This window comes from Variovorax sp. 770b2 (genome assembly GCF_900115685.1).
Classification (GTDB): Bacteria; Pseudomonadota; Gammaproteobacteria; order Burkholderiales; family Burkholderiaceae_C; genus Variovorax.
On record NZ_FOXJ01000006.1, the window covers coordinates 161,179 to 183,422 of the forward strand.

Here is a 22,244-nt window from a genome sequence, read left to right on the forward strand (position 1 = left end):
TTGCCTAGTGAAAAAAAGGAAGGACTTGATGCGTTTGGGGAATGAACTGCGCCCTCTGGCGCGGCCGGCCTACGTGGGCTTGGGCGCGTCGGGCAGGCTGATGCGCTGCCCCGCCGGCGACCCCGCAAGACTCTGCGCCGGCCGTCTCAGCGTCGCATCGAACGGATTGATCTTCGGCCCGATGGCCGCCGCCTCGCGCTTGAGCAGTTCGACCACCGTCGGCATGCGGTCCGCATTGAGCCGGTCGGCGATCGTGCCCACGCTCAGCGCGGCCACCGCGCGCCCTTCGCGATCGAGGATCGGCACCGCCACGCCCGCCATGCCTTCGAGCAGCCCGGTGTTGCGCCCCGCGTAGCCGGCCTGCCGCACGCGCTCGATCTCGGTGCGCAGATAAACCTCGTCGTACACGCCGTACTCGCGCACGCGCGAGAGATTGAAGCGAATCACCTCTTCGCGCTCGGCTTCCGGCAGGAAGGCCAGGATCGCCAGCGCGCCCTGCCCCACGCCCAGCGCGATGCGCCCGCCGATGTCGCCGGTGAACGAGCGAATGGGAAACGGCCCTTCGCTGCGGTCCAGGCACACCGCGTCGAAGCCGCTGCGCACCAAAAGGAAGATGCTGTCGCCCAGGCTCGCGCACAGGCGCAGCAGCACCGGCCGGCAGATCGCGCGCAGGTCGCCGGGGTTGCCGGCGTTGGCTGCGAGCGCGAAGAAATCGATGCCCAGGCGGTAGAGCTTGGTGCGCTCGTCCTGCTCGACCATGCCCTCGGCCATCAGCGCCTGCAGCAAACGGTGCGTGGTGGCTTGCGTCAAGCCCACGGACCGTGCGATCTGGGTCACGCGGCCACCTTCGGCCTGCACCGCGCCGAGCGCGCGGATCACCGAAAAGACGCGCGGCACACCGCCGCTGGATGCGGTCGATGCCGAAGCGGCCTCCGAAGGGGTTTCCATACCTTGCTCCTGTGGAATTTTCTGAGGCGATTTTAGGATTGATATTCCAATGAATGGAATAAATCAGAGAAAGATTCTGATTAATGGAATACCCGAGGCGTTCTGGCGCAATCGTTGCAATAGAGTGAATTGAAAGTACTCAGCGGTCCATGGCCTGCACCAAGGTGTCGCACGCCATCTTCCTGCCCCCACGAAAGGCGCTTCCATGTCATTCCTACGGCTTACCGACGTGACCAAGTTCTACGGCAGCACCCGCGCGGTGTCGGCCATGAACCTCACCGTCGAAAAGGGCGAATTCGTCTCGCTGCTCGGCCCCTCGGGCTGCGGCAAGACGACGACGCTGCAGATGATCGCGGGCTTCGAGGCCGTCAGCAGCGGCCGCATCGATCTCGCGGGCAAGGACATCACGAACGCCAAGGCCAACACGCGGGGCCTGGGGATCGTGTTCCAGAGCTACGCGCTCTTTCCGCACATGACGGTGGCCGACAACGTGAGCTTCGGCCTCGAAATGCGCAAGATGCCCAAGGCCGAGCGCGCCGAACGGGTGAAGCAGGCGCTCGCGCTGGTGCATCTGGAGCCGCACGCCACGCGCTACCCGCGCGAACTCTCGGGCGGCCAGCGGCAGCGCGTGGCGCTCGCCCGCGCGCTGGTGATCGAGCCGCCGGTGCTGCTGCTCGATGAGCCGCTCTCCAACCTGGACGCCAAGCTGCGCGAGGAAATGCAGTTCGAGCTGCGCCAGATCCAGCGCAAGGTCGGCACCACCACGGTGATGGTCACCCACGACCAGAGCGAGGCCATGTCGATCAGCGACCGCGTGGTGGTGATGGAAGGCGGCTGCGCCACGCAGATCGACCATCCGCACCGCGTGTACGAGCACCCGAGCACGCGCTTCATCTCCACCTTCGTGGGCAAGGCGAACCTGCTGAACGGGCGCGTCACCACCTGCAGCACCGGCAGCTGCAACGTCGAGGTCGGTCCGCTCGCGGTGCGGGTCGACGAAGACGGCTTCAAGGCCGGCGCCGCGGTGCTCATGAGCGTGCGGCCCGAAAAGCTCCAGCTGGTCACGGCCGGCCGCGGCCGGCTCGACGGCACGGTGCAGGAGCGTTTCTTCCTCGGCAGCCAGTGGCTCTACCGCATCGCCACGCCCGCCGGCGACCTGATGGTGCTCAGCCCCAATGACGGCCGCGATGCGCTGGACGAAGGCAACGCGGTCGGCATCGACTGGCCGGCGCACTGCACGCGCCTGCTGCCGGCCGAGGAGGCGGTCGCGGCATGAGCGGCATCAAGAACAAGGCCGCGCCGTGGTGGCTCTCGGGGCCCGCCCTGCTGCTGTTCACCGCGCTGCTGCTGGTGCCGCTGCTGCTCACCGCGGTGCTGTCTTTCAACGTGTACGACCCGGCCACCGGGCCGAAGGCGGGCGAATTCACGCTCGCGCACTACGCGCAGGTGTTCACCGACTCGTACTACCACGGCATCTTCTGGCGCACCTTCTGGATCTCGGCGCTGGTCACGTTGATCTGCGTGGTCATCGGCGCGCCCGAGGCCTATGTGCTCAGCCGCATGCGCAACCCGTGGCGCTCGATCCTCTTGCTGGTGGTACTCGCGCCGCTGCTGGTGTCGGTGGTGGTGCGCGCCTTCGGCTGGAGCATGCTGCTCGGGCCCGAGGGCGCGGTCAATTCGCTGCTGGGCCTCGTGGGCATCGGGCCGGTGAAGATGCTCTACACCGAGATCGCGGTGATCGTGGCGCTGGTCCACGTGATGCTGCCGTTCATGGTGATCCCGGTGTGGACATCGCTGCAGAAGCTGGACCCGGGTGTGGAGAACGCCGCGCTCTCGCTCAAGGCCTCGCCGTTCACCACGCTGCGCCGCATCGTGCTGCCGCAGGTGATGCCCGGCATTCTCTCGGGCAGCCTGATCGTGTTCGGCCTGGCCGCGAGTTCGTTCGCGATCCCAGGGCTGCTCGGCGGTCGCCGGTTGAAGATGGTCGCGACGGTGGTCTACGACGAGTACCTGAGCGAGCTGAATTGGCCGCTCGGCGCCGCCATCGCGCTCACGCTGCTCGCCGCCAACCTCATCGTCATGCTGAGCTACAACCGCCTCGTAGAAGGCCGCTACAAGAAAGCGCTGGGCTGAAGCGATGAGCAAGAACGGCCCCTTCGCCCTCGCGTTCAACGCGCTCGTCATCACCTTCATGCTGGCGCCGCTGCTGGTGGTGTGCATCGTCGCGTTCACGCCCGAGAACACGCTGACCATTCCGACCACCAGCTTCTCGCTGCGCTGGTTCGCCGCGGTGTTCGCGCATCCGGACTTCATGCAGTCGTTCTGGAACAGCTTGTGGCTCGCGCTGGCCTCGGCCACCATCGCCACGCTGCTCGCGGTGCCGGCCGGCATGGCGATCACGCGCTATGAGTTTCCGGGGCGCGACTTTCTCAACGCCCTCTTCCTCTCGCCGCTGATCGTTCCGCACCTGGTGCTGGGCGTGGCGCTGCTGCGCCTGTTCGCGCTGGTGGGCGGCACGGGCAGCTTCGGCTGGTTGGTGATGGCGCATGCGCTCATCGTCACGCCCTACACGCTGCGCCTCGTGGTGGCCGCGCTCGTAGGCTTCGACCGCAGCGCCGAGCAGGCCGCGCTCTCGCTCGGCGCGAGCCAGGCCACGGTGTTCCGGCGCATCACGCTGCCGATGATCCTGCCGGGCGTCACGGGCGGCTGGATGCTGGCCTTCATCAACAGCTTCGACGAAGTGACGATGTCGATCTTCGTCACCTCGCCCAGCACGGTGACGCTGCCGGTGCGCATGTACATGTATGCGACCGAATCGATCGATCCGCTGATGGCGGCGGTCTCGGCGCTGATGGTGGCGGTGACCGCCATCGCGATGGTGATCCTGGACCGGCTCTACGGGCTGGACCGCGTGCTGGTGGGGCGCAAGTAGATGGCGTCCTCCTCCTCCTCTGCACACCACGCATTGCTGCACCGCGTGGCCGAGACCGGCCGTGCCGCCGTGGCTTTCACGCTCGATGGCGCGCCCGCTTCGGCACTCGCCGGCGACACGGTGCTCACGGCGGTGCTCACGCAGGCCGGTCAACTTCGCCGCAACGAATTCAGCGACACGCCGCGCGCCGGCTTCTGCATGATGGGCGCCTGCCAGGACTGCTGGATCGCCACCGCCGAAGGCGAGCGCCTGCGCGCCTGCTCCACCTTCATCGCGCCGGGCATGGCGCTGGTCACCGGGCGGAGCGGCGCATGACGGATGCCGAGCTCCAACCCGTGATCGTCGGCGCCGGGCCGGCGGGCGTGCGTGCTGCAGAGGCGCTGGTCGCGCACGGCCTGCGCCCCCTCGTGATCGACGAGGCCGCGCGCGCCGGCGGACAGATCTATCGCCGCCCGCCCACCAACTTCGTCCAGCGCACGGCGGCCACGCTCTACGGCTTCGAGGCATCGCGCGCGAATGCGGTTCACGCCGCCTTCGACGCACTGCGCGATCGCATCGACTACCGCCCCGACAGCCTCGTGTGGAACGCGCAAGCCGGCGTGCTCGACGTGCTGCACAACCCGACGCGCACCACGACGCGCGTGCCGCACGGCGCGCTGATCGTCGCGACCGGCGCGACCGACCGCGTGCTGCCCATGCCGGGGTGGACATTGCCCGGCGTCTACACGCTCGGCGGCGCGCAGGTGGCACTCAAGTTCCAGGGCTGCGCCATCGGCGAGCGCGTGGTGTTCATGGGCACGGGGCCGTTGCTGTACCTCGTGGCGTACCAGTATGCGAAGGCCGGCGCGAAGGTCGCGGCGGTGCTCGACACCGCGCGGCTCGCCGACCAGATCGCCGCGACGCCCGCGATGCTGCGCCAACCCGCCGTGTTCGCGAAAGGCGTGTACTTCGTTGCGTGGCTGCGCGCGCACGGCGTGCCGCTGCACGGCGGCGTGCGTCCGCTGCGCGTGATCGGCGATGCCGAAGCGCGCCGCGTCACCGGCGTCGCGTGGCACGACGGCCGCGCGGAGCGCACGCTCGACTGCGACGCCGTCGGCTTCGGCTACGCGCTGCGCTCCGAGACGCAACTGGCCGACCTGCTCGGCTGCTGCTTCGAATTCGCGCCGATGCACCGCGCCCACCTGCCGGTGCGCGATGCAGCGGGCCGCGCCAGCGTCGACGGCGTGTACCTCGCGGGCGATGGCGCCGGCATCATGGGCGCCGATGCGGCCGAGTGGGCCGGCGAACGCGCCGCGCTCGCGCTGCTCGCGGACCGCGGCGTGGCCGTCGATGCCACGCGTGCCACAGCGCTCGAACGCAAGCTCGAAGCGCTCACGGGTTTCAGGCGCGGACTGGAGCGCGCCTTTCCGCTGCCGAGCGACTGGGCCGCGAACGCACCCGACGATCTCGTCGTCTGCCGCTGCGAGAACGTCACCGCCGGCACGCTGCGCCAGACCGTCGCCGCCAACGGCGCCGACGAGATGAACCGCCTGAAGGCGCTGTCCCGCGTCGGCATGGGCCGCTGCCAGGGGCGCATGTGCGGCGTGGCGGCAGCAGAAATCCTCGCGCACGCGACGGGCCAGCCGCTGCAGCAAGTGGGCCGGCTGCGCGGGCAGGCGCCGATCAAGCCGATTCCGATCCACCTCGTCTCGCACGCCTCTGCCGAAGGAGCCGGCGCATGAGCGCGATCAGGACCCTGCGCACCGACGTGGCCATCGTCGGTGGCGGCATCGTCGGTTCGTCGGCCGCGCTGGCGCTCCGGCAGATGGGCATCGGCGTCGCGCTGCTGGAGCGCGACCTCTGCGGCTCGCGCTCCAGCGGCGTGAATTTCGGCGGCGTGCGGCGCCAGGGGCGGCCGATGAGCCAGCTGCCGCTCGCGCAGCGCGCACACCAGATATGGGGGCGCTTGCCCTCGCTGATCGGCACCGACGGCGAGTACCTGCGCTCGGGCCATTTCAAGATCGCGCGCAGCGAATCGGACATGGCCTCGCTCGAGCGCTACCGCGCGCAGAGCCTGGATTTCGACCTCGGGCTGGAGCTGATCTCCGCCGCGCGCCTGCGCGAGCGCTGCCCGTGGCTCGGCCCGCGCGCGGTCGGCGGCTCGCTGTGCGTGGAAGACGGGCAGGCCAACCCGCGGCTGGTGTCGCCCGCCTTCGCGCTTGCGGCGCAACGCGCGGGCGCGCAGATCTTCGAGCGCCACGCGGTCGACGAAGTGGCGCACGACGGCGCGATGTTCATGCTGCGCTCGGGCAACGCGCTCGAAGTGCATGCGCCAGTGCTGCTGAATTGCGCGGGCGCATGGGCCGCGCCTTTCGCCGCCCAATTCGGCGAGGCGGTGCCGCTGCGCGCGAGCCACCCCGTGATGGTGGTGACCGAGCCGTTGCCGCACTTCATGGACTGGAGCCTGGGCGTCGAGGGCGGCGGCATCTACGGCCGGCAGGTGGCGCGCGGCAACCTCGTGCTCGGCGGCGGCCGGGGCTATGCGCTCGACGCCGATCGCGCCCGCGTCGATCGCGACGCCATCGCCACGCTCGCCGTGCAGGCCATCGAGTTGCTGCCCGCGCTGCGCCATGCGCATTTCATCCGCACCTGGAGCGGCACCGAAGGCAACATGCCCGACCGCCAGCCGGTGCTCGGGCCCAGCCGCACGACGCCCGGCCTCTTCCATGGCTTCGGTTTCTCGGGCGCGGGCTTCCAGATCGGCCCGGCTGCTGGCGAGGTGCTGGCCGAGCTGGTGCGCGACGGCCACAGCAGCACACCCATCGATGCGTTCGCGGTCGACCGCTCCTTCCCCGAAGAAGAGGGAGAAGCAGCGGATGAAGAACAAGCCCTCTCCACTCCCACTCCCACCCCCGCTTCCGTCCCCACCCTCCCCTGAAAGGCACCCACCATGTCCCGTACCCAGAAGACCTTCTCCCTTCGCCGGACCCTGCTCGGGGCGGCGGCGGCGTCCTTGCTCGCGGCGGCCGGCATGGCCAGCGCACAGACCAAGACGCTCTACATCGGCATGAACGGCGGCACCATGGAGAAGGCGTACACGCAGTACGTGTTCCCGGCCTTCGAGAAGCTGTACGGCGCGAAGGTGGTGGTGGTGCCGGGCACCTCGTCGGACATCCTGGCCAAGGCGCAGGCCAACAAGGACCGCCCGCAGATGCACGTGATGTTCCTGGACGACGGCATCATGGTGCGCGCCATCGGCATGGGCCTGTGCCAGAAGCAGAAGCCCAACCCGTCGCTCGCCGAGATCTATCCGGCCGCGCGCTTCAAGGACGACATGGCCAGCGGCGTGAGCCTGGGCATGACGGGTCTCGCCTACAACGCCAAGATGTTCAAGGAAAAGGGCTGGGCCGCGCCCACCTCGTGGATGGACCTGGCCGACCCGAAGTTCAAGGGCAAGGTGGTGTTCCAGTCGATGTCGTCCTCGTCCTTCGGGCTGCACGGCTTCTTGATGTTCAACCGCATCCAGGGCGGCAACGACAAGAACGTGGAGCCTGGCTTCAAAGCCTGGCCGAACACCATTGGCCCGAACGTGCTGGAGTACATCCCCAGTTCGGCCAAGCTCTCGGAGATGGTGCAGACGGGCGAGGCGGCGATCTTCCCGCTCACGCCCACGGCCGTGGCCGCGCTCAAGACCAAGGGCATTCCGGTGGAGTACGCGCCGCCCAAGGAAGGCGCGGTGGTGCTCATGGTGGGCCAGTGCGTGATCGCCAACAACAGCGAGCCCGAGCTCTCGCAGAAGCTCGCCGAGTTCCTGCTCAGCCCGCTCGCGCAGGCCAACGTGCTTCAGTACGGCGCGCAGATTCCGACCAACCCGAAGGCCCCCGCCGTGGGCGAAGGCGCGACGCAGGTGGCGGACATCAACAAATGGATGAAGACGGCGATCACCATCGACTGGGAAAGCATCAACGCGAACCGGCCCGCCTGGAATTCGCGATGGAACAAGACCATCGAAAAATAGGCTCGCCCCCAGGCTGCGCGCACTTCGTGTCGCTTCGCCAACCCCTACCGGGGGCAACACCTGAGGCCCGGCAAAGCCGGTTCCTCGGTGTTCCCGAAGGGGCGGGTACGGGACGGGCAACTATGCTTTCGCCTTGCGCACCAACACCGGCAGGCACAGCAGATAGAGCACGGCGCCGACCAGCCACACGAGGCCCGGGAAGCGCACCCGGAACGCGAAGTAGAGCGAGCTGATCAGCAAAGGGCCGACCACCGAGGCCAGGCTGGAGATGCTCGCGAGCACGCCTTGCAGCCGCCCCTGGTCGGCTTCACCCACGCGCCGCGAGAGCATCGCCTGCAGCGCGGGCTGGCCGACGCCGCCCATGCACAGGAACGGCAGCAGCGCGAGCGCCATCCAGCCCTGCGAGGCGAAGGCGATCAGCGCGTAGGCCGTGCAGTCCGAGAGGGTGCCGACCGCGATCGCCACACGCTCGCCCCAGCGCTCGACCAGCGGGCCCGCCAGGACGCCTTGCACCAGCGCATGGATCAGGCCGAAACCCGCGAGCGAAAGGCCGACCGTGGTGCCGTTCCAGGCGTAGCGGTCCTCGCCGTGGAGCACCCAGGTCGTGCCCGCGACCTCGCCCACCAGCACGAGCACCAGGAACACGCCAAGCACCGGCAGCAGCGCGGGAAAGCCCGCGGCCCAGCGCAGCGATGCGAGCGGATGCAGCACGCCGCGGTCGAAGGGCTGCGACGCGAGTGCGGGCGGGCGCGACTCGCGCAGCACCAGCAGGCCCACGAGGAAGGTCAGTCCGTTGAGCACCGCGGCCGCAATGAACGGCAGCCGCACGCCGTGGTCGCCGAGCACGCCGCCGATGGCCGGCCCGGCGATGAAGCCCAGGCCGAAGCAGGCGCCCATGCGGCCGAACCAGCGCGCGCGCTGGTGCTCGGGCGTGAGGTCGGCAATGGCCGCCGAGGCCACCGCCATGCTCGCGCCCGTCATGCCCGCGATCGCGCGGCCCAGGAACAGCAGCCAGAGCGAGGGCGCGAAGGCCATGAAGAGCGCATCGATCGCCGCGCCCGCCACCGACACCAGCAGCACCGGCCGGCGGCCGAAGCGGTCGCTCAACGCGCCGAGCACCGGTGCGCAAAGGAACTGCATCAGCGCATACAGCGAGAGAAAGGCGCCGAAGTGCCAGCCGAGCTCACCGGTGTGGCCGACCTCGCGCAGCAAGCCCGGCACGATGGGCATGACCAGGCTGATGCCGATGGCGTCGAGCGTGACGATCGCCAGGATCACCGCCTGCGCGTGGCCGCCGCCCGTGACGGCGGCCGGAGAAGATGTGTTGGAATTTATCATTGATAAGGAATTATCAGCGATAAATTCCTGACTGGGAAGTCCCCGTACCATCGGTCCGGAAACAGGCACGGACATCGGCATGAAACTGGATAGCGAAACGATCCTCGAGGCAGCGCTCGCGCTGCTCGACGAGGTCGGCATGGACAAGCTCAGCACCCGGCTGCTGGCCGAGCGCCTGGGCGTGCAGCAGCCCGCGCTGTACTGGCATTTCAAGAACAAGCGCGCGCTGCTCGATGCGATGAGCGGCCAGATCCTGCGCCGCGCCCACGAGCGCCGGCTGCCGCTGGAGGGCGAATCGTGGGACGCGTTCCTCCTCGCGAACGCGCGCAGCTTCCGGCGTGCGCTGCTGGCGCGGCGCGACGGTGCGCGCCTGCATGCGGGCACCGAGCCCGATCCGGGCGACCTGGAAATGGTGGAGGCCCAGCTCGCCGCCGTGGTCAGCCGTGGCTTGCCGGCGCCGCAGGCGATGGCGCTGATGATCGCGCTGGGCCGCTACACCGTGGGTTGCGTGCTCGAGGAACAGGCCGCGCCCGACGACGCGCCAGTGCGGCAGCAGACGCTCGATGCCGCCGCCGCATCGCGGCCCCTGCTGGCGGAGGCGTTCGCCAGCTACCGCAAGGCCGGGCCCGATGCGATGTTCGATGTCGGCGTGCAGCTCATGCTCGAAGGCGCGAAGGCGCGCATCGCGGGCATGGCGGGCAAGAAGACCACCGGGCTCAAAGCGGACAGGAAGCCCAAGGCCCCGCGCCGCTGAGGCCGCCTCAGCGGTTGGCTTCGACGATCCAGCCCGCGGCCTTCTCGGCCATCATCAACGTGGGGCTGTTCGTGTTGCCGCTCGTGATGGTGGGCATCGCGCCCGCATCGACCACGCGCAGGCCCTGGATGCCGCGCACGCGCAGCTTCGCATCGAGCACCGCCATCGCATCGCCGTCGGCGCCCATCTTCGTGGTGCCCACCGGATGGAAGATGGTGGTGGCGATGTCGCCGGCCAGGCGCGCGAGGTCTTCGTCGCTCTGGTACTGCACGCCGGGCTTCCATTCCTCGGGCTTGTATTTCGCGAGCGCGGGCTGCGAGGCGATGCGGCGCGTCACGCGCAGCGAGTCGGCCGCCACCTTGCGGTCTTCGTCGGTGCTGAGGTAATTGGGGGCGATGGCGGGTGCGTCCTCGAAGCGCTTGCTCTTGATGCGCACCGAGCCCCGGCTCGTCGGGTTGAGGTTGCACACGCTCGCGGTGAAGGCCGGAAAGCTGTGCAGCGGATCGCCGAAGGCATCGAGCGAGAGCGGCTGCACGTGGTACTCCAGGTTCGGCCACTCGTAGGCGTCGCTGCTGCGCGTGAAGGCGCCCAGCTGCGAGGGCGCCATGCTCATCGGGCCGCTGCGTTTCAGCAGGTATTCCAGGCCGATCTTCGCCTTGCCGACCATCGACGATGCGAGCACGTTGAGCGTGGGCGCGCCATCGATCTTGTAGACCGCGCGGATCTGCAGATGGTCCTGCAGGTTGGCGCCGACGCCCGGCGCATCGAGCACCACGTCGATGCCGTGCTGGCGCAAGAGCTCGGCCGGGCCGACGCCCGAGAGCTGCAGGATCTGCGGCGAGCCGATGGCACCCGCGCAGAGGATCACTTCGCGCTCGGCGAGTGCGGTGCTCATCTCGCTGCCGTTCCACACTTCGGCGCCGGTGCAACGCTGCGTGCCGTCTTCCTGTTTCTCGAAAAGGAGGCGCGAGACCTGCGCACCCGTCCACAACTCGAAGTTCGGCCGGCCGTAGCAGGTGGGCCTGAGGAACGCCTTGGCGGTGTTCCAGCGCCAGCCGTTCTTCTGGTTGACCTGGAAGTAGCCCACGCCTTCGTTGCTGCCGCGGTTGAAGTCGGTGGTGTGCGGCACGCCGGCCTGCACCGCGGCTTCGGCGAACGCATCGAGGATGTCCCAGCGCAGGCGCTGCTTCTCCACGCGCCATTCGCCGCCCGCGCCGTGCATTTCGTCAGCGCCCAGGTAGAAGTCCTCGTGCTTCTTGAACGCCGGCAGCACGTTCTGCCAGCACCAGCTGTCGTCGCCGGTGAGATCGGCCCACTGGTCATAGTCGCGCGACTGGCCGCGCATGTAGATCATCCCGTTGATGCTGGAGCACCCGCCCAGCGTCTTGCCGCGCGGATAGCGCAGCGCCCGGCCGTTGAGGCCGGCGTCGGGCTCGGTGTTGTAGAGCCAGTCGGTGCGCGGGTTGCCGATGCAGTAGAGATAGCCCACCGGGATGTGGATCCAGTGGTAGTCGTCCTTGCGGCCGGCCTCGATGAGCAGCACGCGTTTCGTCTTGTCGGCGCTCAGGCGGTTGGCGATGAGCGAGCCCGCGGTGCCGGCGCCGATGATGATGTAGTCGAAGGTGTTGTCGTTGTCTCGCATGGGTTCTTCTTTTTCCGGTGTCTGTGTCCTGCGCGCGATATTTCCGGGATTCATGGACGTGTTGCGCGCTCCGGGCCGGAATCTACCCGCCTCTCCGACGTAAAGGCCAATGATTTCGGCGCCATTGGCTTATAAATCGGTCTTATATGACTGCCGCCGCCATCGATCTCCAGATTTTGCGCGCCTTCGTTCTCGCGGCGAAGGAAGGCAGCGTCTCGCGCGCCGCCGAGCGGCTGCACCTCACGCAGCCCGCGGTGAGCCTGCAGCTCAAGCGCTTTGCCGAGGAAACCGGGCTCGCGCTCTTCACGCGCACGCCGCACGGCCTGGCGCTCACGGCCGACGGCGCGGCGATGCTGCCGCAGGCCGAGCGGGTGCTGGCCGCCGTGGGCGATCTGCAGCAGGCCGCGCGCAAGCTCCAGGGCACGGTGCGCGGGGCATTGCGCATCGGCACCATCCTCGATCCGGAATTCACCCGGCTGGGCGTGTTCCTGCGCGAACTGGTCGAGGCCGCGCCGCAGATCGAGACCGAGTTGCGCCACGGCATGAGCGGCAGCGTGCTCGCGCAGGTGCTGCGCGGGGACCTGGACGTGGGGTTTCATCTCGATCCCGGCGAAGAGAGTCCGGCCGCAACGCCAGCCGCGCTCGCGGTCCGCACGCTCACCCGCTTCACCTACCGCGTGGTCGCACCCGCCGGCTGGGGCCCGCAGGTGCAGGGCCGCGACTGGAAGGCGCTGGCCGCACTGCCCTGGCTCGCGACGCCGCCCGAGTCGGCGCACCACCGGCTGCTGGAGCGCGTGTTCGCGCCGCTGGGGCTCTCGCCGCGGCGCGTGGCGCTGGTGGACCAGGAGGCGTCGATGCTCGACCTCCTGAAGTCCGGCATTGGCCTGAGCCTTGTGCGCGACTCGATCGCGATCCGCGAATGCCAGGCCCACGGCCTCGCGATGGCCGACCGGGTGCAGCTGGACTGCGCGCTGCGCTTCGTCTCGCTGGCCTCGCGGCGCGACGAGCCGGTGATCGCCAGCGCCTGGGACGCGCTGGGCAAGGCGTGGAGCTGAAGAAAAGCTGAAGAAAACGGGGCGCCGCCCTACGCGAATGAGGGGTCTGGAGCACATGGGCGCCGGATGCACCCGGTTACGATGCGCGCATTCCCCGAACCCGATTTTTTGTTTACTTTCTGCTCATCCGTCCCATGCCTTCCGCCCCCTCGACTGCCGACGCCCAAGCCGCCGACAGCGCGTTGCCGCGTGTCGCGCTGAAGGCGCAGGAAGGCCGCCAATGGACGGTGGCCAGCGGCCGCTGGACGGCCTTGGGCATGTCGTCGCTCCCCGCCTGGCAGGCGCTGTCGAAAAACCTGGAAGCCGCGCCCCCCGCGGACGATCGCGCGTGGGACCTGCGCCCCATCGAGCAGCTCGACCACATCGGCGCCCAGCTGCTGTGGGAGCACTGGCGCCACGAATGGCCCGCCACGCTGGAGATGGAAGCGCAGCACAAGGCGGTGCTCGACCAGGTGGCGCAGTACACCGTGGCCACGCCCGACGAGCCGCCCAAGACGCTGGCCGACCGCATCCGCACCTTCTCGCACAACGGGCCGCGCGCGATGGTCGTGGCGCGCGACTTCGTCGGCCTCATCGGCCAGCTGGCGCTCGACGTCGGCCGGCTGATCCGCGCGCCGCACCGCGGGCCGTGGCGCGATTTCTCGGGACACCTTTATCAGTTCGGTGCCACGGCACTGCACATCACGGCGCTGGTCGGCCTCCTGATCGGCGTGGTGCTGGCCTACCTGATCTCGCAGCAGCTGCGCAACTACGGCGCCGAGGCCTTCGTGGTCAACATCCTGGGGCTCTCGCTGGTGCGCGAGCTCGGGCCGGTGCTGGCCGCGGTGCTGATCGCGGGGCGCTCGGGCTCGGCCATCACCGCGCAGATCGGCGTGATGCGGGTGACCGAAGAGCTCGACGCGATGCGCGTGATGGGCATCCCGCACGGCTTTCGCCTCGTGATGCCGCGCGTGCTGGCGCTGGCCATCGCGATGCCGCTCATCAGCCTCTGGACCTCGATGGCGGCGCTCTTGGGCGGCATGCTGGCGGCCGATGCGGCGCTGGACATTTCGCCGGCCTACTTTCTTTCGGCGCTGCCGCGCGCGGTGCCGATTTCGAACCTCTGGCTCGCGATGGCCAAGTCGGCGGTGTTCGGCATTCTGATCGCGCTGATCGGCTGCTACTTCGGCATGAAGGTCAAGCCCAACACCGAGAGCCTCGGGCGCGGCACGACCTCGTCGGTGGTGACGTCGATCACCGCGGTGATCCTGGTGGACGCGCTCTTCGCGGTGCTGTTCAAGGGCATAGGGTTCCGGGGATGAACGCCGCAACGAACACCCGCGACGACCCCACCGTGGTCGACATCCGCAAGCTCTGGACGGTGTTCAAGAACGCCGAAGGCGAGCAGGTGGTGCATCGCGACCTCAACATGCACATCGACCGCGGCGAGGTGTTCTCGCTGGTCGGCGGTTCGGGCACCGGCAAGACGGTGCTGCTGCGCCAGATCCTCGGGCTGGAGAAGCCGACCCAGGGCGTGGTCGAGGTGCTGGGCCAGCAGCCGGGCGAGCTGAGCGCCTCGGGCGCGGCCAACGTGGGCATGCTGTTCCAGCACGGCGCGCTGTTCTCGGCCTTCAGCGTGCTGGAGAACATCTCTTTTCCGCTGCGCGAGCTGAAGCTCCTGCCCGACGAGCTGATCCGCCACGCGGCGCTCGTGAAGCTGCAGATGGTGGGCCTGGAGCCGCGGCACGCCAACATGAGCCCCTCGGACCTGTCGGGCGGCATGATCAAGCGCGTGGCGCTGGCGCGCGCGCTCATCATGGACCCGCCGCTCCTGTTGCTCGACGAGCCCACCGCGGGCCTGGACCCCGAGGCCTCGGACAGCTTCTGCAACCTCTTGCGCGGCCTGCACCGCGAGCTGGGCCTGACGGTGGTGATGGTCACGCACGACCTGGACACGCTGTTCGACCTGAGCACCCGCATCGCGGTGCTGGCCGACCAGAAGGTCATCGTGAGCGGCACGGCGCGCGAGGTCATCGCCTACCCGCATCCGTTCATCCACGAATACTTTCTCGGGGGGCGCGGCCAGCGCGCCCTGGAGGCGCTGCATGACAAGCCAGCCACAGAACAACACGCGCCGCGGCCCGAAGCCGCACCGCGCTGAAAGGTAGGTAGCCACACCATGGAAAACAAGGCCCATGCCCTCGCCGCCGGCGCCTTCGTGCTCGGCCTCATCGCCGTGCTCGTCGGGCTGGTGATCTGGTTCACGCGCGACAACACCGTGCGCAACGTGTACGAGCTGTCCACCCGCGACGCCGTCAGCGGCCTGCAGCCGCAGGCCATGGTGCGCTATCGCGGCATCGCGGTCGGCAAGGTCGCGTCGATCGACTTCGACCCCAAGGTGAAGGGCAACGTGCGCGTGCGCATCACGGTGGACGAGCGCGTGCCGCTCACCACCTCCAGCTTCGCCACGCTGAGCTACCAGGGCGTGACGGGCCTGGCCTTCATCGCGCTGGACGACAAGGGCGAATCGAGCGTCGCGCTCAAGCCCAACGACGACGAGCCGCCGCGCATTCCGCTCAAGCCCTCGATGCTCGCGCAGCTGCAGGACCGCGGCGAGGCCATCATCAACCAGGTCGAGGAAGTGACCAAGCGCGCCAACCAGTTGCTCAGCGACCCCAACCAGAAGCGCGCCGCCGATGCGCTGGAGAACATCGCCGCAGCCTCGGCCAGCGCGAACACGCTGCTCAAGACGCTCGACACCACGGTGAAGACCGGGCTGAACCCGACGCTGGCCGCGATGCCCGACACGCTCGGCACGGTGAAGAAGGCGGCCGGCGACGTCTCGCGCGTGGCCAACAACTTCAACACCACCGTGGGCCGGCTGAACGCGCCCGACGGCCCGGTCGAGCGGCTGAGCGACGGCACCAAGGCGCTCGCGCAGGCGGTCGACTCGTTCAACGCGGCCACCTTGCCGCGCGTGAACCGCGTGGCCGACGACACCTCGCACGCGGTGCGCCGGCTGGGCCGCGCGGCGGACAGCATCAACGACAACCCGCAGTCGCTCCTGTTCGGCAACGGCGGCGCCGCGGCGGGCCCCGGGGAGCCGGGTTTCTCCGCGCCGGCCGCGCGTCCTTGATCGAAGGTGATGAGCATGAAGACAAGCACCCACTCCCTTGCCACCGCGTTCGCGGGCATCGCACTGCTGGTCGCCGGCTGCGGCGCGCTGCCCGACAAGCCCGCGCGCGCGACGCTGTACGACTTCGGCCCCGGGCTCGCCGCCACGGCCGCACCGGCCGCACCGGCCGCTGCACTCACGCCCGCCGCCGCGCTGCCGACCTTGGCGCTGGCCGAGTTCGAGAGCAACACGCGCCTGGACGGCACGCAGATCCTCTACCGCCTCGGCTACGCGGACGTCAACGAGCTGCGGCCCTACGGCCAGTCGCGCTGGAGCCAGCCGCCCGCGCAACTGCTGCGCCAGCGGCTGCGCGACAGCCTCGCCGAGCGCCGCATGGTGCTCGGCCCGGAAGAGAGCGCGACCATCGCCCGCAGCAAGGGCGAGGTGCCCGACACGCTGCGCATTTCGCTGGACGAGTTCAGCCACTACTTCGATTCGCCCACGACGAGCGTGGGCCTCGTGCGGCTGCGCGCCACGCTGATCCGCGGCACCACCGGCGGCGACCGCGTGCTGGGCCAGAAGACCATCACCGTGCGCCGCCCCGCGCCCAGCGCCGACGCGCCCGGCGGCGTGAAGGCGCTGGCCGCCGCCAGCGATGCGGCCGTGGCCGAGGTCACGCAGTGGATGGATGCGCTGCAGCGCCAGCCGCGGCAGTAAGCTGCGGCACCAACACAAGAGGAGACCCGCCCCATGAACGCGACACGCATCGTCGGCATCCTGTTGATCGTGGCGGGCATCGCCGCCCTGGGCATGGGCAGCTTCAGCTTCACCAAGGAAACCCACCAGGCCAAGCTCGGGCCGCTGGAGTTCTCGGTGAAGGAGAAGCAGACCGTCAACTTCCCCGCCTGGGCCGGCGTGGCCGCCATCGTGGTGGGCGGCGCGCTGGTGCTGCTGGGCGGCAAGAGGGGCTGAGCGCCCACGCATCGCGAGCCCCATGCAATCCTTCACGCCACGCGTGGCGCAATGGTTGCCGGACCATTTCTCGCGCTCTTTCGCTGCGAGCGCCCTCCCATAATCCGCCGCGACTCCCGATCCACGGGAGCGGATTCACGGGAGGAACACATGTCCGCATTCAACGCCGCGCGAGCGCGCACGATCGAAACCAGCACCACGGTGATGCCGTCGGTTGCACACGGAAGGGCCATGGAATGAGCGCCCTCCAGATCATCCAGAACCACGACAAATGGCGCAAAGGCATCGGCGGCGCACCGGCGGGCCTCGCGGGCGAAAGCGACGGCAATGCCTATGCCGGCCTCGACCTGAACCTGATCACCTTTGCGTCCAGCACCTTCAGCGGCAGCAGTTTCACGTCGATCACCTTCGTGGATGCCGCCTGGACTTCATGCCGATTCACCGCCTGCGCGTTCAGCCAGTGCGACATGCAGCGGATCAGCATCAGCGGCTGCGCCTTCGTGGGCTGCACCTTCGATGCATCGCTCCTGAAGGCCAGCACGCTCAGCCACTGCACCTTCACGCGATGCAACTGGACCGCGCTGAATTTCGACGCGAGCCACTGGTCGCAGGTGAACCTGCTCGACTGCAGAGGCCGGCAAGTGAACGCCACCGACCTGCAAGGCGAGCAGGTCGACTTCACCGGCAGCCAGTTCGAGGACATGCAGCTCACCAACGCGCGCATCAACTGACTGACGGCGCGCGAAGCTAGGCGACCATCCCCGCCAGCAATTGCGGCAACAGGTCTTCCGAAGCGCCGCGCAGCACCACCGCCGCGGAATCGTCCAGGTGCGGCAGCGGCTCCAGGTTCAGCGTGACGAGCTGGCTGCCGCGCGCCATCGCCAGCTCGGGCAGTTCGGCCGCCGGATAGACGATGGCCGTGCTGCCGACCACCAGGAAGAGGTCCGACTCCTGCGCGGCCACCTGCGCTTCGAGCAGCACGCCGGGGTTGAGCATTTCGCCGAACATCACCACGTCGGGCCGCGCGTGCGAGCCGCAGCGCAGGCACCGGTGGAAAGGCCACGGCCCGCTGCGGTTGCCGCAGTGGTCGCAGCGCCAGCGGCGCAGCGACCCGTGCAGTTCGAGCACGTCGAGGCCGCCCGCCTGGGTGAGGAGGCCGTCCACGTTCTGCGTGACCAGCCGCGTCGCCGGGCGCAGCCGCTGCAACTGCGCGAGCGCCCTGTGGCCCGGGTTGGGCACGGCCGATTCGATGAGCGACATGCGCTGGCCCCAGAACTTCGTGAAACCCGAGGGGTCGCGCTTCAGGTCCTCGGCGTGGGAGAACTGGAGGGCGCTCTGGCTCTTCCAGAGTCCGTCCGCGTCGCGGTAGGTCGGGATGCCCGAGGCGCGGGACAGGCCGGCACCCGAGAAAACGACGATGCGCCGGGCGTCGCGCAGCAGCGCGATGGCGGATTCGAGCGGAGAAGAAGAAGGGCTGCCGGTTGCGGCGGGTTGCGTCATCGCTCTGTTTTTCGGATATCGGAAGACCCCGCGGCGGTAGCGCCGAGCCGCTGCGACACGGTGCCCGCGCAGGACCTGAGTGCGCGCGAGAGCTCGCCATCCCACGCGGTATCGAAGATGCCGGCCGGACCGATGGCGGTCACGGCGAGCACGATGGCGCCGGTGTGGTCGAACACCGGCGCGGCCATGGCGCTCACGCCCACGATCACTTCGCCGTCGGAGCGGCTGATGCCGTGCGCGCGCACCTCCTTCAGCTGGCGCTCAAAATCGCTCCATGACGGCAGCGGCTGCACCGGCGGCATGCCGGCGGGGGCCGCGGGCTCGGCGGCGGCGCCCTTGCGCGGCTTCTGACGCTGGCGCTCTTCTTCGAGCAGTTGCCGCACCGCGTCGGCATCGAGATAGGCCGCGAAGATGCGGCCCGAGGCCGTGTTGGTCAGCGAGAACACCGTGCCATGCCGCATGTTCACGTGCACCGGCGAGGGCGACTCGGCCGTGCGCACGATGGTCGCGCCGCGCGCGCCCCACACCGCCAGCGCCACCGTGTGCCCGATCTGCTGCGCCAGCGGACTGAGCAGCGGGGTGGCGATGTGCACCGGGTCGGCCTGCTGCAGGCTGATGAGCCCCAGTTGCAAGGCCAGCGGACCGAGCAGATAGTGACCGCTGGCGCGGTCCTGCTCGATGAGCCCGAGCCGCCCGAAGCTCACCATGTAGGGGTGGGCCTTGGCCGGCGTCATGTCGGCTTCGCGCGCCAGGTCCTTCAGCGCCATCGGCCGGCCGTGGTGCACCAGCGCGCGCAGCAGCTGGCCGCCGACCTCGATGCTCTGGATGCCGCGCTGGGCGGCGCGGTCGGTCTCGGGGGCGTCGCTGCTGTCGCTGGAGTCCTTGGTCACCGTTGTCACAGGCCTGCCGATCGTTCGTTCATGAAGAAGGGATTAGACATTAACTGATCCGCCGCTTACACTCCGAAAATTCGTTATCCGCGAATTCGTTTGCCCTAAACGAATTTCAACCCGTCACCTTCCACCCCACAAACAGACCGGAGACACACGATGAGCCAAGCCAAGAAGTTCGCCAGCCAGGCCGACATGGAAGAAAAGAAGATCACCTTCAGTCAGATCTCCGAGCACGCCTGGGCCTACACCGCCGAGGGCGACCCGAACACCGGCATCGTGATCGGCGACGACTGCGTGCTGGTGGCCGATACGCAAGCCACCCCCGCCATGGCCGCCGACGTGGTGCGCCGCATCCGCGAGGTGACCGACAAGCCGATCAAGTACGTGGTGCTCACCCACTACCACGCAGTGCGCGTGCTGGGCGCGGCGGGCTACGGTGCCGAACACATCCTGGCCAGCCAGGACACGCGCGACCTGATCGTGGAGCGCGGCGAGGCCGACAAGGCCAGCGAAATCGGCCGCTTCCCGCGCCTGTTCCAGAACGTGGAGACCGTGCCCCCGGGCCTCACCTGGCCCACGCTGACCTTCACCGGCAAGATGACGCTGTGGCTCGGCAAGCTCGAGGTGCAGCTGATCCAGCTGGGCCGCGGCCACACCAAGGGCGACACGGTCGTCTGGCTGCCGGAGGAGCGCACGCTGCTCTCGGGCGACCTGGTGGAGTTCGGCGCCACGCCGTATGCCGGCGACGCCTACTTCCAGGACTGGCCGCAGACGCTGGACAACATCGCCGCCCTCAAGCCCGCCGCGCTGGTGCCGGGCCGCGGCGCCGCGCTCACCACGCCGGCCGAAGTGGCCGAGGGCCTCACGGGCACGCGCAACTTCATCTCCGACGTGTATGCCAGCGTGCAGGAAGGCGTGAAGGCCGGGCGCGACCTGAACACGGTCTACAAGGACACCTACGCGAAGCTCAAGCCCAGGTACAGCCAGTGGGTGATCTTCGACCACTGCATGCCGTTCGACGTGAGCCGCGCGTACGACGAGGCCTCGGGCCATGCCGATCCGCGCGTGTGGACGGCCGAGCGGGACGTCGAGATGTGGAAGGCGCTGGAAGGCTGAGCCCTGCGCCCTCCCCCGCAGGGGGAGGAAAAGACAAGACACGGAGACAACACGTGATCGACTATCAAAGTCTGCGCTTCGACTACCGACGCCACGCCGACCAGGACGCCGCGCCCCCCGCCCATCACCCGGTCGTGATCGTCGGTGCCGGCCCGGTCGGCCTCACGCTCGCCATCGACCTCGCGCTGCGCCAGGTGCCGGTGGTTCTGCTGGACAGCGACAACACCCTCTCCAGCGGATCGCGCGCGATCTGCTTTGCCAAGCGCACGCTGGAGGTGTTCGATCGCCTGGGCTGCGGCGACCGCATGGTGGACAAGGGCGTCTCGTGGAACGTGGGCAAGGTGTTCTTCCACGACGAGCAGGTCTACCGCTTCGACCTGCTGCCCGAGCCCGGCCACGAGCGGCCCGCCTTCATCAACCTGCAGCAGTACTACGTCGAGGGCTACCTCGTGGAGCGCGCCGCTGCGCTGCCGCTCATCGACCTGCGCTGGAACCACAAGGTGACCGGCATCGAGCAGCGCGACGGCGGCGCGGTGCTGACCGTGGAAACGCCCGAAGGCGACTACAGGCTGTCGGCCGGCTATGTCGCCGCCTGCGACGGCTCGCGCTCCAACCTGCGCCAGCTGCTGGGCCAGGAGGCCAAGGGCCGCGTGTTCCGCGACCGTTTCCTGATCGCCGACATCACGATGGATGCCGGTCCGCCGCCGGGCCGCCCCAAGGCGGACGCGCCCCCCTCGGGGGGGCAGCGAGGACACGAAGTGCCGAGCTTGGGGGGCGACATTCTTTCGACCGAGCGCCGCTTCTGGTTCGACCCACCGTTCCATCCCGGCCAGAGCGTGCTGCTGCACAAGCAGGCCGACGGCATGTGGCGCGTGGACTTCCAGCTCGGCTGGGACGCCGACCCGGTGGAAGAACGCAAGCCCGAGAACATCACGCCGCGCGTGCGTGCGCTGCTCGACAGCATCGGCTTTACCGAGGTGCAGTTCCAGATCGGCTGGGCCAGCGTCTACACCTTCGCCTGCCAGCGCATGGAGCGCTTTCGCCATGGCCGCGTCCTGTTCGCGGGCGACTCGGCGCACGGCGTGTCGCCCTTCGGCGCGCGCGGCGCCAACTCGGGCGTGCAGGATGCGGACAACCTCGCGTGGAAGCTCGCCGCAGTGCTCAAGGGCGAGGCGCCCGATGCGCTGCTCGACAGCTACGCGAGCGAGCGCGAATTCGCGGCCGACGAGAACATCCGCCACTCCACGCGCGCGACCGACTTCATCACGCCCAAGAGCCAGGTGAGCCGCCTGTTCCGCGACGCGGTGCTGGCGCTGACCCGGCGCCAGGCCTTCGCGCGCACGCTGGTCAACAGCGGGCGGCTTTCGGTGCCGGCGGTGCTGCGCGATTCGCCGCTCAACACGCCCGACACCGACACGTTCGACGGCGCGATGGTGCCGGGCGCCGCCGCCGCCGATGCGCCGATCGTGTGCGCCGATGGCCGCACCGGCTGGCTGCTGCGCGAATGCCATGTGGCGCAGTTCACCGCGCTGGTGTTCGGCACCGGCGAGGCCGCCGAGCGCAGCGCACAGGCGCTGAAGGCCAGCGGCCGGCCGCTGCACATCGTGCGCGTGCACGGCACGACACCCGCAGGCGAACTCGCCGCCCGGCGCTACGACGCGCAACCCGGTACCGTGTACCTCTTGCGGCCCGACCAGCATGTGTGCGCACGCTGGCGGCAACCCGCTGCCGCGGACATCCGCACGGCCATCGACCACGCACTGGCAAAGACAAAGACAGAGGCATGCGCATGCAACACCTGAACACCGCGCCGAACCTGGAAGCCCCCGACGATTTCTACGAGGCGCTCATCGAGGCGCACCAGGGGCTTTCCAACGACGAGAGCCACGCCTTCAACGCGCGCCTGGTGCTCGTGCTGGCCAACCACATTGGCTCGCTGGCCGTGCTGCGCGAGGCCTTCGAGGCCGCGCGCGGCAGTTGAGCCGCGCGGCGCACGCATTCCA

The 22,244-nt window shown here is 69.1% G+C and carries 23 protein-coding genes; 18 read left to right on the forward strand and 5 right to left on the reverse strand.

Translation table 11 applies throughout. The annotated features are described in order from the left end of the window. Positions 1-69: 69 nt before the first annotated feature. Complete coding sequence (locus tag BM133_RS26835; protein ID WP_093440749.1) at positions 70-948, reverse strand: IclR family transcriptional regulator; 879 nt, start codon at positions 946-948, stop codon at positions 70-72. Positions 949-1,153: 205 nt separating this feature from the next. Here BM133_RS26835 and BM133_RS26840 point away from each other — a divergent pair, with 205 nt between their 5' ends. Genes BM133_RS26840 through BM133_RS26870 form a run of 7 tightly spaced genes read left to right on the forward strand, consistent with a single transcriptional unit; the run spans position 1,154 to position 7,877 of the window. After that, positions 1,154-2,224: an ABC transporter ATP-binding protein gene (locus BM133_RS26840; RefSeq protein ID WP_093440752.1), complete on the forward strand. Its 1,071-nt coding sequence runs from the start codon at positions 1,154-1,156 to the stop codon at positions 2,222-2,224. Further along, positions 2,221-3,081 (forward strand): ABC transporter permease, encoded by an 861-nt coding sequence (locus BM133_RS26845; RefSeq protein WP_093440754.1) that lies wholly within the window; start codon positions 2,221-2,223, stop codon positions 3,079-3,081. The genes BM133_RS26840 and BM133_RS26845 overlap by 4 nt, the downstream gene beginning before the upstream one ends. A 4-nt stretch (positions 3,082-3,085) precedes the next feature. Continuing rightward, positions 3,086-3,880 (forward strand): ABC transporter permease, encoded by a 795-nt coding sequence (locus tag BM133_RS26850; protein WP_093440758.1) that lies wholly within the window; start codon positions 3,086-3,088, stop codon positions 3,878-3,880. Then, entirely contained in the window at positions 3,881-4,195 is a 315-nt protein-coding gene (locus tag BM133_RS26855; protein ID WP_093440760.1) for a (2Fe-2S)-binding protein, read from the forward strand. Then, the gene (locus tag BM133_RS26860; RefSeq protein WP_093440763.1) at positions 4,192-5,601 is read left to right on the forward strand and encodes an NAD(P)/FAD-dependent oxidoreductase; all 1,410 of its coding nucleotides are present in this window, start codon (positions 4,192-4,194) and stop codon (positions 5,599-5,601) included. The genes BM133_RS26855 and BM133_RS26860 overlap by 4 nt, the downstream gene beginning before the upstream one ends. After that, entirely contained in the window at positions 5,598-6,797 is a 1,200-nt protein-coding gene (locus tag BM133_RS26865) for an NAD(P)/FAD-dependent oxidoreductase (RefSeq protein ID WP_093440766.1), read from the forward strand. The genes BM133_RS26860 and BM133_RS26865 overlap by 4 nt, the downstream gene beginning before the upstream one ends. 12 nt (positions 6,798-6,809) lie before the next feature. Then, entirely contained in the window at positions 6,810-7,877 is a 1,068-nt protein-coding gene (locus BM133_RS26870) for an ABC transporter substrate-binding protein (RefSeq protein ID WP_093440768.1), read from the forward strand. A 120-nt stretch (positions 7,878-7,997) separates the two neighbouring features. On the opposite strand, the gene tet is transcribed toward BM133_RS26870, so the two are convergent. Next, positions 7,998-9,215 carry a Tet(A)/Tet(B)/Tet(C) family tetracycline efflux MFS transporter gene (tet, locus tag BM133_RS26875; RefSeq protein WP_093440771.1) on the reverse strand — a complete coding sequence of 406 codons (1,218 nt, stop codon included), beginning with the start codon at positions 9,213-9,215 and terminating at the stop codon, positions 7,998-8,000. Between the two features lie 79 nt (positions 9,216-9,294). On the opposite strand from tet, the gene tetR reads away from it, so the two are divergent. Next, a complete protein-coding gene (gene tetR, locus BM133_RS26880; protein WP_093440773.1) occupies positions 9,295-9,969 on the forward strand; it encodes a tetracycline resistance transcriptional repressor TetR in 675 nt (224 codons plus the stop codon). 7 nt (positions 9,970-9,976) lie between these two features. Here tetR and BM133_RS26885 read toward each other — a convergent pair whose 3' ends face one another. Further along, positions 9,977-11,611, reverse strand: a complete 1,635-nt coding sequence (locus BM133_RS26885) for a GMC family oxidoreductase (RefSeq protein ID WP_093441249.1) — start codon at positions 11,609-11,611, stop codon at positions 9,977-9,979. 146 nt (positions 11,612-11,757) lie between these two features. Here BM133_RS26885 and BM133_RS26890 point away from each other — a divergent pair, with 146 nt between their 5' ends. The 7 genes from BM133_RS26890 to BM133_RS26920 all read left to right on the forward strand — a co-directional run bounded on the left by BM133_RS26890 (position 11,758) and on the right by BM133_RS26920 (position 17,463). After that, entirely contained in the window at positions 11,758-12,666 is a 909-nt protein-coding gene (locus BM133_RS26890) for a LysR family transcriptional regulator (protein ID WP_093440776.1), read from the forward strand. Between the two features lie 134 nt (positions 12,667-12,800). Then, positions 12,801-13,967 carry an MlaE family ABC transporter permease gene (locus tag BM133_RS26895; protein ID WP_093440778.1) on the forward strand — a complete coding sequence of 389 codons (1,167 nt, stop codon included), beginning with the start codon at positions 12,801-12,803 and terminating at the stop codon, positions 13,965-13,967. Further along, positions 13,964-14,806 (forward strand): ABC transporter ATP-binding protein, encoded by an 843-nt coding sequence (locus BM133_RS26900; RefSeq protein ID WP_093440780.1) that lies wholly within the window; start codon positions 13,964-13,966, stop codon positions 14,804-14,806. Before BM133_RS26895 ends, BM133_RS26900 begins: the two co-directional genes overlap by 4 nt. Before the next feature lie 18 nt (positions 14,807-14,824). Next, a complete protein-coding gene (locus BM133_RS26905) occupies positions 14,825-15,781 on the forward strand; it encodes an MlaD family protein (protein ID WP_093440782.1) in 957 nt (318 codons plus the stop codon). A 15-nt stretch (positions 15,782-15,796) separates the two neighbouring features. Next, positions 15,797-16,477, forward strand: a complete 681-nt coding sequence (locus tag BM133_RS26910) for an ABC-type transport auxiliary lipoprotein family protein (protein WP_093441252.1) — start codon at positions 15,797-15,799, stop codon at positions 16,475-16,477. 33 nt (positions 16,478-16,510) lie between these two features. Then, complete coding sequence (locus BM133_RS26915; RefSeq protein WP_093440785.1) at positions 16,511-16,732, forward strand: hypothetical protein; 222 nt, start codon at positions 16,511-16,513, stop codon at positions 16,730-16,732. Positions 16,733-16,968: 236 nt separating this feature from the next. Then, complete coding sequence (locus BM133_RS26920) at positions 16,969-17,463, forward strand: pentapeptide repeat-containing protein (RefSeq protein WP_093440787.1); 495 nt, start codon at positions 16,969-16,971, stop codon at positions 17,461-17,463. Positions 17,464-17,479: 16 nt separating this feature from the next. Here BM133_RS26920 and BM133_RS26925 read toward each other — a convergent pair whose 3' ends face one another. Then, positions 17,480-18,232 (reverse strand): SIR2 family NAD-dependent protein deacylase, encoded by a 753-nt coding sequence (locus BM133_RS26925; RefSeq protein ID WP_093440789.1) that lies wholly within the window; start codon positions 18,230-18,232, stop codon positions 17,480-17,482. Continuing rightward, the gene (locus tag BM133_RS26930; RefSeq protein WP_093440792.1) at positions 18,229-19,122 is read right to left on the reverse strand and encodes an IclR family transcriptional regulator; all 894 of its coding nucleotides are present in this window, start codon (positions 19,120-19,122) and stop codon (positions 18,229-18,231) included. The genes BM133_RS26925 and BM133_RS26930 overlap by 4 nt, the downstream gene beginning before the upstream one ends. Before the next feature lie 159 nt (positions 19,123-19,281). Here BM133_RS26930 and BM133_RS26935 point away from each other — a divergent pair, with 159 nt between their 5' ends. The 3 genes from BM133_RS26935 to BM133_RS26945 are packed head-to-tail and all read left to right on the forward strand — an operon-like array spanning position 19,282 to position 22,222. Then, entirely contained in the window at positions 19,282-20,241 is a 960-nt protein-coding gene (locus tag BM133_RS26935) for an MBL fold metallo-hydrolase (protein WP_093440795.1), read from the forward strand. Positions 20,242-20,294: 53 nt separating this feature from the next. After that, entirely contained in the window at positions 20,295-22,043 is a 1,749-nt protein-coding gene (locus tag BM133_RS26940) for an FAD-dependent oxidoreductase (protein WP_093440798.1), read from the forward strand. After that, the gene (locus BM133_RS26945) at positions 22,025-22,222 is read left to right on the forward strand and encodes a DUF2783 domain-containing protein (RefSeq protein WP_093440800.1); all 198 of its coding nucleotides are present in this window, start codon (positions 22,025-22,027) and stop codon (positions 22,220-22,222) included. The genes BM133_RS26940 and BM133_RS26945 overlap by 19 nt, the downstream gene beginning before the upstream one ends. Positions 22,223-22,244: the final 22 nt, after the last annotated feature.